Here is a 12,586-nt window from a genome sequence, read left to right as displayed (position 1 = left end):
GCATTCGAACACTATTCTCTGACGTTTCTGTGCCGGGTGTACGACTCGTAAATTCTATGTAGCTATATACAATCTCGCGCCTGAGGGGGTCACGAGGTCAGTGGCGCGGGGAGGTACCGGCGGAGTTCGGTCAGTTCCGCCCCGTCGATGGCGCCGGTTCCGACGGCGAGGGCGGCGTAGACGAGGAAGCCTGCGGGGGGCACGACGGCGAGGGCGGCCCAGTCGTTCGCGAGGAGGGCGTCGAGGCCGAAGATGACCGGCGCGGAGAGGGCGGCGGTCGCAGTCACTCGGAGGAGGCGGAGGTCCGAGAGCGGGTCGAAGCCGATGCGACCCGCGCACCAGACGTGGAACGCGAGCATCGACCCGTAGCCGATACTCGTCGAGACCGCAGCGCCCGCCGTGCCGTACCGGGGGATGAGTACCAGGTTGAGCAGGAGGTTGAGGAGGGCGGCGGCGCCGGTGGCGACGGCGAGCAACCGGAGCGCCCCCTTCCCCTGACCGATGGCGAAGATGGGGCGCGCGAGCGCGAACCCGAGCGACCCCGGGAGCAAGAGGAGCAGCGGGAGGATGGCCGCGGTGTACTCCGCGCCGAAGTAGAGGGGGACGAACGTGTCCGCCAGCGCGAGGAGGCCGAGGCACATCAGCGTCGTCAGGAGCAGGCAGTAGCGCGTCGCCCGACTGGCCACCTCGGTGACCGCGTCGTGTTCGGCGCGGGACCAGAGCCCGGAGGTCGACTGCAGCAGGACGGTCTGGAGCGCGAGCGGGACGAACCAGAGGAACTCCGCGACGACGAGCGCGGCGTTGTAGTAGCCGACCTGCGCGCTCTCGGTGAAGTACGTGAGCAGGAGCACGTCGACGCTGTACAGCGAGTTCAGCAGGAAGACGAGGACGACGCTGAAGGCGTTGTACGAGAGCAGTTCCCGGCGAGGGAACCCCTCGGGGGCGGGGGTCAGGAGGGACGTCGGCGAGAGGTACCGAAAGACGAGACCGAAGGCGACGAGCAGCACGACGAACCGGGCGACGATGCGCCCGAGCAGCAGGCCGACGACGTCGAGACCGATGGCCGCCAGCGGGAGGCCGACCAGCGCGAAGACGACCCACCGGGCGACCTTCACCGGTTCCGAGAGGTGTTCGAGGCCGAGGCCCATCAGCGTCGCCCGCCCGATGGCCCAGAACTGCCGGATGACCACGAGCGCCGCGAGCAGGAGGAAGTAGCGCTCGAACTCGGTGCCGAACAGGCGGGCGATGGCTCCCGTCCAGACGCTCGCGAGGACGAGGAGGGCCGCGACCAGCGCGACGACCGTCCCGACCCGCGTGTAGTAGCCGAACACCTGCCCCTGCCACTCGGGGGCGCGCGTCTCCTCGGCGAGGTACTTCCGGATACCGTCGAACAACCCCGCGTTGACGAATATCATCGTGAACGTGAGCACCGTCATCACGAACGCGTACTCCCCGTACTGGCCGGGGGTGAGGATGCGGACCAGCAGCGGCGTGATGACGAGCGACAGCAGGAGCACGAGGACGTCGGTGCTCAACACCGACAGGAACCCACGAACGATGCTGCGGGACACGACACTCAATCGACGGATGCCCGGAAAGCCGTGTCGCCACCCTCTCTCGCTCGTGTCGATACCCGGACGCAACAAAGAGTGTACGCGAACGACGACCTCGACGTTGCGGTGACTGTCGTCGTTCTCACGGCCGACCGTTCGCCCGGTACGTGCGTCGAACGGTGAGCCTCATCGGTACGGAACGGTCAGTTCCGGATTTATCATCGCATACCTATGGGGGGTCCGGTCGGGGATGCGGGCATGTCAGTCGCGACCGCCGCCCTGCGCGGCGTCTTTCTCGTCTCGAGCGCCGTCGTCGCCTGGGTGTACGCGCTCTACCCCGTCACCCTCGCCGTCGCCGCCGCGCTCGTCGGGTCCCCGACCCGTTCGACCGACGACCTCCCCTCGGTGACGCTCGTCGTCGCGGCGTACAACGAGGTCGACGTCATCGCGGCGAAACTGGAGAACTGCCTCGCGCTCTCGTACCCCGAGGACCGCCTCGACGTCGTCGTCTTCTCGGATGCCTCCTCCGACGGGACCGACCGGGTCGTGCGGTCGTACGCCGACCGCGGCGTCGACCTCGTCCGGGTCGAGGGGCGCGTCGGGAAGACGGCGTGTCAGAACCGCGTCGTCGCCGACCTGGAGACCGACCTCGTCGTCTTCTCGGACGCCAACTCCCTGTACGACCCGGACGCCCTGCGCGAACTCGTCGCGGGCTTCGACGACGGTGTGGGGTGTGTCGTCGGCGAACTCCGGTACGAGGCGGCGGGCGGCGTCGATGGCGAGTCGCTCTACTGGCGCTACGCACGCTTCCTCAAGCGCGCCGAGTCACGCCTCGGGTCGACGGTGAAGGGGAACGGCGCCATCTACGCGGTCCGGCGCGAGGCGTACGTCCCGCTCCCGCCGGAGGCGATGAGCGACTTCGCCGAACCGCTCTCGGTCCGCCGGGCGGGGTGGCGCGTCGTCTACCGACCGGGGGCGGTCGCCCGCGAGCACACCGCGCCCGACGTCGCCGGCGAGCGGACCCGGAAGGTGCGCATCATGGCGCGCTCCTGGCAGACGGTGGGGTCGTACCTCGACCTGCTCGACCCGCGGCGCTACGGCGGCTTCTCGGTGGCGTTCCTCACCGACACCGTCCTCTGGTGGACGACGCCGCTGTTCGGCGCGCTCTCGCTCGCCAGCGGGACGCTCCTCGCGCTCCGACGCGGGTCGCGCGCCGGGGTCGCCGTCGCCCTCGCGGGTGCGGGAGGCCTCGCCCTCGCCGCCGTCGGGGCGCTCGGCGAGCGTCTCGACCGACCCGCCCCGACCGTCTGTCACCTCGCGCACTACTTCCTCGTCGGCAACTACGCCATCGTCGCGGGGTTCGTCCGGTACGCCCGCGGCGAGCGCGTCGTCGTCTGGGAGACGGGGCGCGAGCGGGCGGACGCTACGAGCGAGGCGTCCCGGTGAGCGAGAGCGACTTCGGCCGGCGCGGCGGACGGTCCGTCAGCGCCGCGAACACCTCGTCGTACCCCCGGAGGAGCGTCTCCCAGCCGAACGTCGAACCCAGCGCCGCCGCCGCGTCGGCGAGGCGCCGTCGACGACCGGGGTCAGCCCGGAGCGTCCGAACCGCCTCGACCATCGATTCGGGCGTCTCCCGGACGAGCGCGTGTTCCCCGTCGACGAGGTCGACGCCCTGTGCGCCCACGGACGTCGTCACGACGGGGAGACCGGCGGCGAGGTAGTCCATCAGCTTCAGTTTCGTCCCCGACCCCATCGTCAGCGGGCAGAGCGCCACGTCCGCCATCCCGAGCGCGCCGGGGAGGTCGTCGACGAACCCCGGGGCGTGGACGTTCTCGCGGTCGGTCGCCGGCGGGTTCCGACCGACGAGGACGAACTCGACGTCGGGCAACGCGGGGGCGAGGCGGTCGACGACGACGTGCGCCGCGGCGGCATTCGGCTCGTAGTCGTACGCGCCGACGAACACACAGACGAACGCCGCCGGGTCGATGCCCAGCGACTCGCGGACCGCCGCCGGGTCGCCCCCCTCGCGGATGCCGGCGACGTCCGTCCCGTTCTCGACGACCGCCGACGCCGTCTCGTCGGGGACGGCGAACCGTTCGCGGTCGCGCCGCGACTGGAAGACGACGGCGTCGGCACAGTCGATGCCGCGCTGTTCGAGTTCCCGGAGCTGTCGCACCGCCCGTCGTCGAACCGTCCCCGGTATCGGCCGCGAGCCGAGTTGCTGGTCGAGCAGCTCGAACATCGCGTTGTGCTTGTTCAACAGGAGGTGCGCGTCGAAGTGCCGGGCGAGGGCGACGCCCGCGCGGAGCACCTGCGGCGACTCACAGCAGACGACGTCGAACGGACCCTCGCGACGGAGCGTCCGGACCGTCTGCCGCGTCTGGAGGCGGTCGAAGGGGTTGTCGGCGCCCGCCGCGAGCAGGGCGTTCCAGAGGTAGATGCGCGTCGCCTTCCGGTCGAGCGCCGGGTTCGCGACGTCGAGGAACCGCACCCCCTCGACCGTCCGACCTCCCTCACAGGGGTGTGCGAGCGTCACGTCGCCGTAGCGCCGGAACCACGCCGCGGTCCGCCAGATGCGCACCTCCTCGCCGTTCGACGGGGGGTAGACGGGACCGCGATGGAGCTGGAGGAGACGGCGGTCGTCCGGCGGCGACGTCGACGGGGGAGCGCTCACGACGGTCCCTCCGCCTCTCCCTCGGTGAGCGACGCCCCGACGAGTGCCGCGACGGCGGCGACCAGTCGCTCGCCGACGACGGCCGGGTCGTTCTCCCGGGCGACCCGCTCGGCCCCGTTCCGGCCGAGGCGCTCGCGCTCGTCGGGGTCGGCGAGCAGGCGTTCGACCGCCTCGCGCATCGCCGCGCGGTCCGTCGCGGGCACGAGCACGCCCGTCTCGCCGTCGGTGACCTGCTCCGTGACGCCGTAGGTCGGCGTGGCGACCACCGGCAGGCCGGCCGCCTGCGCCTCGAGGACGACGTTCGGATAGCCGTCGATGTCCGAGGCGTAGCAGAAGACGTCGGCCGCGGCGTAGCACGCGGCCACGTCGTCGACGAACCCGGGCAGGCGGACGCGCTCGCGGACCCCCCCCTCGAACAGTCGGTCGCGGTCGCGGCACAGGTCCTCGAGGTAGCGCCCGTCGCCCGCGACGACGAGTTCGACCTCCTCGCGGGCGCGGAGGACCGGCGCCAGCGCGGTCAGGACGGCCCGCGCGCCGCGGTACTTCCCCTCGTAGCCGAGGTTCGTCACGCTGAGTACCGACAGCGTCTCGCCGTCTCCCCCGTCGCTCGCTCGCGGGGTCCGCCCCGGTCGGAGCGGTCCGGGGACCGCCCTGACCCGCTCGGGAGGGAGTCCGCTCTGGCGCGCGAGGACCGGTTCGAGCGACGTCGCCACGGGGACGACCCCGGCGGCGAGGCGGTAGGTGAGCCACGTCGCGAACGCGTAGGCGGCGTAGGCGACGGCGCGCGTCCACACCCTCTCGCGTCGGAAGGCGGCGGCGCGCTCGCGGTGCTGGCGGAGGAGGTCGCCGTTCGCGCGGACGACCAGCGGGACGCCGAAGGCGCGCGCGAGGCCGGCCGCGACGAGGCCCATCGGCCCCGCCCCGTTGTAGACGAGGACCGCGTCGTAGCGGTCCCCCCGGAGCGCCCGGACCCCGTCGACGGCCTGCCGGTAACACCGCGAGGGGACGCCCCGGTCGGGGTCGAGTTCGACGACGGTGGCGCGCGCGTCGGCCGCGAGCAACGGGTCGCGCAACTCCTCGGGCCGGAGTTCGGTGAACCCGAGGACGGACAGTCGCTCCCGGCGTCGCCCCCCCGCGCCGGCGTGTACTTCGTCGTTCACACTCCCGCCCCACGACGTGTCAGGGAAAGTCACTTTTTCACGGGGCGCTGTGACTCTTTCTTCGGTACTGGACGGCGACGAGAGAAGCGTCAGAGCGCGACGGCGACGAGCGAGAGCAGGTCCCACGCCACGAGCAGGGCGAACCCCAGCGTGCCGACGAGCGCGGCCCCCCGGAGCCACATCCACCACCGGGGCGGGTCGACGGCGGGACGGGTCAGTTCGGTCGTGACGAGCGTCGCGAGGAGGACGCTCACGAACAGCGTCCGCGGGGAGAGACGCCCGAGCGAGGCGAGGATAAGGACGGACGTGGCCACGGCGGCGGCCTCCAGGCCGAGCGCGACGGGCCACCCCGACGTCGAGACGCGGTTCACGGCCCACCCTCCCCGGCCACCCAGACGTGGACGGCCTCGTCGGCCTCGTCGACCGGTCGCTCGGGTGCGTCGCCCCGATAGAGGAGGAACTCGGCGCGATAGCTCCCCTCGCCGGGTGGCGTCGGCGCGATGGTCCTCGACGCCGACTCGCCGTCGGCGAGCGAGAGCGACCGGCGGTCACCCTCGACCGCCGGTCCGCCGTCCTCGGGGACGTAGCTGACGACGAGCGTGTAGCGCGTCCGCTCGCCCTCCTGGTTGGTGACGCCGACGGTCACCGCCTCCCCGGGCGCGACGGTGTCGTCCGCGAGGCGGGTGCCGTCGCCGTCCTCCAGGCTGAGTTCGGTGAACGCCTCCCCGCCCGACTCGTCGACGGTGGCGAGCGCGTAGCCGGCGCCGGCGAGCGCGACGACCGCACAGCCCACGAGGACGACGTTCAGCGCCAGCGCGCCGCGCCCGCGGGCGCGGAGGGGTGCCGCGACGGCGGCGACGACCCGGCGGCCGTCGGGCGAGAAGCGGTGGGCCGGACGCACCCGTGCGCGCCTGACGGCGGCGACGACGGTCCCGAGGAGCGTCGCGAGGCCGAGCGCGGTCAGCGTCGACAGGGGCGTGACGTCGACCCGCGAGAACGCCAGCGCGAGGGCGAGCGCCACGGTGAGGAGGACGCTCGTCCCGACCGAGAGGAGGAGTCGCTCGCCGAACCCGAGTCGGGGCGCGCTCCGGTCGGCGTACGCCTCCCCGCCCGTCGCCGTCGGGAACAGCGCCGCGACGACGACGTAGCCGGGGAGCAACAGCACGAACGGGAGGCCGAGGACGACCCCGAGAGGCGTCTCCCGGAGGCCGAGCGGCGCGAGCGCCGCGTAGGCGACGAGCGCGGCGACGACCACCGCCAGGTCGGTCGGTAGTCGTCGCTCGCGTCCGTCACTGCGGGCCATACGACCCGTTCGGTGGACGCCTCTTCACTTAACTATGACTTCAGTACATATTGATAGTTGTTTTCGCGTGACCGTTTAATCACCGGACTACGACCGTCTCGACGGCGTTTTATCGTACTAGATGAGTAACTCGTTCGGCCGATATTACTAAATACCGACTACACACGTAGCCGACCATCAGGAGGGGGGCACAGTATGTGGTCACAGTACTTGTTCCAATCCGGAAGTTCCCTCGAAGCGAATGTCTCGCGACACCAGGCGCACGGACGACACGATTCACGACGCGGAACTGAGCCGACGGTCGTACCTCGCGGTCGGAGGCGGTGCGCTCGCCGCCTTCTTCGAGGTCTTCGGCGACGACTGGGTCGGCCGGGTCGAGGCGGCGGAGGACGAGGAGGACGCCGCCGAGAACACGACCGACGTGGAACCGGAGGGGGCAGAAAACGAGACGACCGAGGAGGACGAAGGGGAACCCGTGTCCGAGGAGCCGGCGGACGCGGACCTGGTCGTTCCATTCGACGGGAGCGGCTACGCCGACTCGTTCACGGAGACCTACCGGACCGACTCGAACGCCATCGTCGACGACGGCGACGCCTCCGGCGGGAGCGCTCTCCGGGTGACGCTCCAGCAGGGGAGTCACTACGGGACGGACATGCGGTATCGCTTCGCCGACGAGCAGGGGAGCGAACCGACGGCCATCCGCGTCTCCTACGACGTCCTCGTCGAGGAGGGCTTCGAGGCGACCGGCGACGGGGGGAAGCTCCCCGGTCCCGCCGGCACCTACGACAGCGCCGGCTGGGGCGGGCGCCCCGCGACCGGGAGCGACGGCTGGTCCGCCCGGATGTCGTTCTACCCGACGGGCGACGCGAGCGCCCCCATCGACCTCTCGTACTACACCTACCACGCCGACATGAGCGGTCAGTACGGCGACTGGATGGCGTGGGACGAGGGGGGGAGCACCGCCCGCCTCCAGGCGGGCACCTGGCACCGCATCGAGCAGTACGTCGAGTTGAACACGCCCGGCCAGAACGACGGCGTCCTGCGCGGGTGGGTCGACGGCGACCTGGCGTTCGAGCGCACCGACCTGCGCTTTCGCGACACCGAGGACATCGCCGTCGAGGACTACTGGTTCAACGTCTACCACGGCGGCGGCGAGACCGCCCCGAGCGACAGTTCCATCCGCTTCGACGACCTCCGAATCACCGTCGAGAGCGAGTAAGTCGGTCGTTCGAGGTGGTTCCGTCGGTGCGTTTTAGACCCGAGCCGACCTACACGATAGCTGGATGAACGGTTCCCGCGACTACGACGGACGTCGGTCGAACGGTAGGGGGGGTGTCGGTCGGTTCGCACTCGAGGGGCGCGTGATGCTCGACGGGGGCCGTCGCCGTCGATGACCTCGTCGAGGCGGTCGTTCCTGCTCGCGACGGCGACGGTGGCGGGGACGGCGGCGCTCGCCGGCTGTGGCGCGCTCGACGGCGAGCGCGACAGCGGCCCCGAGGAGACGACGCCGGACGTCCGGCTCGCCGCGCTCGACGACGGCCGCGTCCGCGTCGAGCGCGGCGACGAGACGTCCGTCGTCGACGAACCCCACGCCGCGGTGTTGCGCGACGCGCTCGAGGCGAGCGCGTCGGGAAGTGGACGCCCGACGGTCGCGCTCCGCGGACGGTTCACCCTCGAGGAGACGGTGGGACTCCCCGCGGGCCTCACCTTCGACCTGACGGGGGCGACGCTCGCAGTCGAGGGGAGCTACGACCTGCTCTCGGTGCGCGAGGTGTCGGACGTGACGGTCCTCGGGGGGACCCTCGACGGCGGCGACCAGCGCGAGGGCGAACGGTTCCGCGCCGTCCTCGCGGTCAACCGGGCCGAGCGACTCACCGTCGCCGGCACGACGGTCAGGAACGGCGGCTACTACGGGCTCAACCTCTACGAGTCGAACGACTGCCTCCTCTACGACGTCGACGCCAGCGACAACGTCCGCCACGGTATCCACCCCGGGACCGACACCGCCGACTGGGGGACCGGCAACCGCCTCGTGGCCTGTGTCTGTACCGGAAACGGCGTCGACGGCATCAACGACCGCGGCACGACGGTCCCCGACGGCGTCGTGCGCAACGAGTACCTGCGCTGTACCTGCCGGGACAACGGCGAGAACGGCCTCACGCTCGACGGCGGCGAGGCCAGCGCCGCGACCGTCGAACACGTCGTCGCCGACCAGACGGCGACCGACAACGGCCGGGCCGGCATCTTCCTGAAGGACGCCCGCGCGGTCGTCGTCGACCCGACGCTCTCCGACAACGGCGGCGAGGCGCTCCAGGTCGCCGCGGGCGGCGACCTCGACCTCGAACGCACCGCCGACTGAGACGCGCTCCCCTTTCGCTCTCGGAACGTGACCGTCTCCGCTCCGAAACGTACCGCCGTTCATGTATATGATTTGATTTATTGTCGTCTCCGGTATGCTCTCGGTGTGCACGAAGAGACCACACGCTCGGTCGGGACGCTCGCGCTCGCGCTGTTGTTCGGCGGCGTGGTCGGGTTCGCCCTCCTCGTGACGTACTCGCTCGCGGTCGCCTACGGGGCGGGGACGCTCGAGACGGTCCGGGTCGCCTGGGCGGTACTGCTTGTCCTCGTCGGGTGCGCCGTCGTCCTCGTCGGCATCGGGGGGCGCTCGAGGCGCGGGGGTACCTGGCGATGAGCATCCGCGTCGAAGCGGCCGGCCCGGGAGCGCGCCGTCGGTGGGACGACTGGGTCGCGCGCGCCGCCGCCGCCATGCCGCTTCACTACCTCGGGCCGCTGCGGGTGCTCGAACGCGCCACCGGAGCGACCCTCTACCCGCTCGTCGGCTACCGCGGCGAGGAACCCGTCGGGCTCTTCCCGGCGTTCGTCACCCGTCGCGGGCCACTCGCGCACGTCACCTCGCCACCGGAAGGGCACGGCGTCGCGGCGCTCGGTCCGGTGCTGCTCCCCGGCGGGACGACCAAACAGCGCACCCGCGAGCACCGACACCGAGAGTTCGTCGGTGGGTGTCTCGACTGGCTCGACGACCACGTCTCACCCGACGCGGTGACCGTCCGGACGACGACGGGGTACGACGACGTTCGGCCGTTCGTCTGGGCGGGGTTCGAGGCGACACTCGACTACACCTACCTGCTCGACATCGACCGGGACGACGAGGCGCTGCTCGGGGGGATGAGCCGGAGCCTCCGGCGGACCCTGCGCGACGCCGACGAGTTCGACTGCGAGATACACGAAGGGGGGCGACCCGCCGCGAGGCGCATCGTGCGACACGCCGTCGAGCGCTACGCCGACCTCGGGGAGCCGTACTACGGCGCGTCCCCGTCGCTGGTGGCGGACCTCTACCGGGCGGCGCCGGCGGGGAGCGTCCGGGCCTACGCCTGCACGGTCGACGGGCGGGTCGAGGGAGGCCTCGTGACGTTCGAACACGACGAGACGGTCACCTGGTGGCAGGGCGGCGCGAAGCCGGCCGTCTCCATCCCCGTCAACGACCTCGTCACCTGGCACGTCGTCCGGGACGCCCGCGACCGCGGCTACACGCGCTACGACCTCTTCGGCGCGGGTTCGCCCCGCACCGCCGACTACAAGTCGCAGTTCGGGCCGCGAATCGACCGGGTGTTCAACCTCCGGCGGACGAGCGGACCGTACCGCGCGGCCGAGGAACTGTACGGTCGCGTCCCGACCCGGGCGCTCGGGGTGGTCGGATGGTAGACGTCGAGGTGACGGCCTGTTCGGACCCCGAGGCGTGGGACCGCTGCGTCGACCGCACCTCCTACGCGACGGCGTTCCACCGCTACGACGCCCTCCGCGCGCTGGCCGACCACTCGGGGACGCGACTGCTCGCGCTGGTCGCCCGCGAGGGGACCGAGCCGGTCGGCGCGTTCCCCCTGTTCGTCGGGTCGCTCGGCCCCTTCACGACGGTTGTCTCGCCGCCGACGAGCCTCGAAGTCCCGGCGCTCGGGCCGCTCCGCCTCGACCACGTCGACTGCTCGCAGCGGAAGGCCGAACACCGCAACCGCGCACTCGTCGAGTCGTCGCTCGACTGGGTCGACGAGCGCGTCGACCCGGACTTGCTGGACGTTCGGGCCGTCGACCGCTACGTCGACACCCGCCCGTTCGACTGGCTCGGGTTCGACGTCGAACCGTCCTACACGTACGTCGTCGACCTCGACCCGGGCGTCGACGCGCTGTGGTCGGCCGCCAGCGGCGACCTCCGGACGAACGTCCGCAGCGCCGACGAGGTCGCCCACGAGGTGCGCGTCGGCGGGCGCGAGGACGTCCAGCGCGTCGTCGAGCAGGTCGCCCGCCGCTTCGAACGACAGGGACTGTCCTACGGGCTGAGCGTCGAGGCGGCACTCGACCTCGGGGACGCGCTCCCCGAGGGCTGTCTCACGCCCTACGTCTGCACCGTCGAGGGGGAGTTCGCGGGCGGCCTGCTGACCGTCCGGTACGGCGACACGGTCGCCGCGTGGCAGGGCGGGGCGCGCCCGGACGTCGACGTCCCGGTCAACGACGTCCTCGACTGGCACTGTCTCGAGGAAGCGGTCGCCGACGGCTACGACCGCTACGAACTCGTCGGCGCGATGGAACCGCACCTCTGCGAGTACAAGGCGAAGTTCGGCCCGCGGCCGGCGGTCGTCCCCCTCGTCCGCCGGACGTCGCGGCGGTTCGAGGCCGCCGCGTCGGTGTACGACCACCTCCCGCGGGGCCTCCGCGCCGTGGTCTGACCGGCCACGTCACCGACCCGTCGGCGCCTCGGACACCCCGAGCGCCCAGTGGTCCGCCCCGACCAGCCGCCGACCGAGGCCGACGTTGCCGTCGACGGCACAGAGCCAGCGGTCGCCCACGGGCCAGGCGTCGAGATGGTGCATCGCGCCCGAGTTCCACCCGAGCGCGTCGTCCGTCGGTCGCACCAGCGGCGAGTCGGGACGCTGTCGGTCGGCGTACTCGGCAGGACTCAACCGCTCGATGTCGTACGCCCTGACGGCGTGGCCGTAGCGCGCGCGACAGTCCTGGACGACGAGCGTGACGCCGTCCTCGAAGACGAGCGGCCGTCCCCCCGGACGCGCCCCGCGCGGGCGCCCCTCGACGACGGGGTTCGCCGCGTGGGGCGTCCACTCCTCGGCGAGGAGCGTCTCGCTGTGGTAGGCGAGCAGGTCGTGGCGGCCGTCGTCGCTCCCGGCGAGCGCCCACCACCGTCCCTCGTGGGGGAAGACGACGCAGTCGCTCAGGAAGCGCTCCGGGCGGACGACGTCGACGCACGGTTCCCAGCCGCGGGGGAAGTCGGTCGCCTCGAACAGCGTCACGGGCGCCGGCGTCTCGCGGTTCCACCGCTCGGGGAGCATGTAGTAGCGCCCGTCGTGCGTGAAGACGTAGGGGAAGGCGATGTGGTCGTCGGTGGCGAGGACGACGCCGTCGTAGCGCCAGGTCAGGCCGTCGGGACTCGTCGCGTGGGCGATGGCCGCCGTCGGCGTGCGGTGGCGGTCGAACACCTCGAAGAAGAGGTGCCAGCGGTCCTCGCCCGGCAGGAGGAACGGGTCGGCGACGAAGCCCGGCCGGCCGAAGTCGGTGACGTCGCCGGCGGTCAGGACGGGGTTCTCGACGCCGGCGACGGGTTCGGGGTGGGTCGGCGGGTCGACCGCGTGGGGCGGTCCGGTCGCGCGCCGCGGGTCGAACGGTCGCGGGGCGTCGTCGTCCCCTCGCCCCCTCGCGCGGGCCGCGAACGCGGGCAGTCGCCGGTGGAGGAGTTCGCCGGCCGTCCACGCGGCCCGGGTCGCCGTCTCGGAACCGGTCAGCCGGGCGCGGAGCGGGCGGGTCACGGGTGGGCCGGTACTCCGACGTACGCGCTCAAATAACTACCGTCGCCGGCAGAACTGATAGCGCA

12 protein-coding genes are annotated in these 12,586 nt (G+C 71.9%); 6 read left to right on the top strand and 6 right to left on the bottom strand.

Features of this window, described 5'->3' with window-relative positions:
- Positions 1-89: 89 nt before the first annotated feature.
- Complete coding sequence (locus P1Y20_RS05205; protein ID WP_304447599.1) at positions 90-1,571, bottom strand: oligosaccharide flippase family protein; 1,482 nt, start codon at positions 1,569-1,571, stop codon at positions 90-92.
- A gap of 240 nt (positions 1,572-1,811) precedes the next feature.
- On the opposite strand from P1Y20_RS05205, the gene P1Y20_RS05200 reads away from it, so the two are divergent.
- Positions 1,812-2,999 (top strand): glycosyltransferase family 2 protein, encoded by a 1,188-nt coding sequence (locus P1Y20_RS05200; RefSeq protein ID WP_304447598.1) that lies wholly within the window; start codon positions 1,812-1,814, stop codon positions 2,997-2,999.
- Here the strand turns inward: P1Y20_RS05200 and P1Y20_RS05195 are convergent.
- The 4 genes from P1Y20_RS05195 to P1Y20_RS05180 form a co-directional block, all read right to left on the bottom strand.
- On the bottom strand, positions 2,977-4,227 hold the full coding sequence (locus tag P1Y20_RS05195; protein WP_304447597.1) for a glycosyltransferase family 4 protein: 1,251 nt from the start codon (positions 4,225-4,227) through the stop codon (positions 2,977-2,979). The two genes, P1Y20_RS05200 and P1Y20_RS05195, sit on opposite strands and share 23 nt — an antisense overlap.
- Positions 4,224-5,387 carry a glycosyltransferase family 4 protein gene (locus P1Y20_RS05190; protein ID WP_304447596.1) on the bottom strand — a complete coding sequence of 388 codons (1,164 nt, stop codon included), beginning with the start codon at positions 5,385-5,387 and terminating at the stop codon, positions 4,224-4,226. Before P1Y20_RS05190 ends, P1Y20_RS05195 begins: the two co-directional genes overlap by 4 nt.
- Positions 5,388-5,476: 89 nt before the next feature.
- Positions 5,477-5,758, bottom strand: coding sequence for a DUF8044 family membrane protein (locus tag P1Y20_RS05185; protein ID WP_304447595.1), 282 nt, complete (start codon positions 5,756-5,758; stop codon positions 5,477-5,479).
- The gene (locus tag P1Y20_RS05180) at positions 5,755-6,690 is read right to left on the bottom strand and encodes a DUF8471 domain-containing protein (RefSeq protein ID WP_304447594.1); all 936 of its coding nucleotides are present in this window, start codon (positions 6,688-6,690) and stop codon (positions 5,755-5,757) included. Before P1Y20_RS05180 ends, P1Y20_RS05185 begins: the two co-directional genes overlap by 4 nt.
- Positions 6,691-6,931: 241 nt before the next feature.
- Here P1Y20_RS05180 and P1Y20_RS05175 point away from each other — a divergent pair, with 241 nt between their 5' ends.
- The 5 genes from P1Y20_RS05175 (at position 6,932) to P1Y20_RS05155 (ending at position 11,429) form a co-directional block, all read left to right on the top strand.
- Positions 6,932-7,909 carry a polysaccharide lyase gene (locus P1Y20_RS05175; RefSeq protein ID WP_304447593.1) on the top strand — a complete coding sequence of 326 codons (978 nt, stop codon included), beginning with the start codon at positions 6,932-6,934 and terminating at the stop codon, positions 7,907-7,909.
- 171 nt (positions 7,910-8,080) lie between these two features.
- Positions 8,081-9,049 (top strand): right-handed parallel beta-helix repeat-containing protein, encoded by a 969-nt coding sequence (locus P1Y20_RS05170; protein WP_304447592.1) that lies wholly within the window; start codon positions 8,081-8,083, stop codon positions 9,047-9,049.
- 105 nt (positions 9,050-9,154) lie between these two features.
- Complete coding sequence (locus tag P1Y20_RS05165; protein WP_304447591.1) at positions 9,155-9,382, top strand: hypothetical protein; 228 nt, start codon at positions 9,155-9,157, stop codon at positions 9,380-9,382.
- On the top strand, positions 9,379-10,413 hold the full coding sequence (locus P1Y20_RS05160) for a GNAT family N-acetyltransferase (RefSeq protein WP_304447590.1): 1,035 nt from the start codon (positions 9,379-9,381) through the stop codon (positions 10,411-10,413). The genes P1Y20_RS05165 and P1Y20_RS05160 overlap by 4 nt, the downstream gene beginning before the upstream one ends.
- Positions 10,407-11,429, top strand: coding sequence for a GNAT family N-acetyltransferase (locus tag P1Y20_RS05155; protein WP_304447589.1), 1,023 nt, complete (start codon positions 10,407-10,409; stop codon positions 11,427-11,429). Before P1Y20_RS05160 ends, P1Y20_RS05155 begins: the two co-directional genes overlap by 7 nt.
- 9 nt (positions 11,430-11,438) lie before the next feature.
- Here P1Y20_RS05155 and P1Y20_RS05150 read toward each other — a convergent pair whose 3' ends face one another.
- Entirely contained in the window at positions 11,439-12,521 is a 1,083-nt protein-coding gene (locus P1Y20_RS05150) for a glucosamine inositolphosphorylceramide transferase family protein (RefSeq protein WP_304447588.1), read from the bottom strand.
- Positions 12,522-12,586: the final 65 nt, after the last annotated feature.

The organism is Halomarina ordinaria, from assembly GCF_030553305.1.
Lineage (GTDB): Archaea > Halobacteriota > Halobacteria > Halobacteriales > Haloarculaceae > Halomarina > Halomarina ordinaria.
Note: the sequence above shows the minus strand (reverse complement) of the source record. Positions and strands in the feature narration are given on the sequence as shown.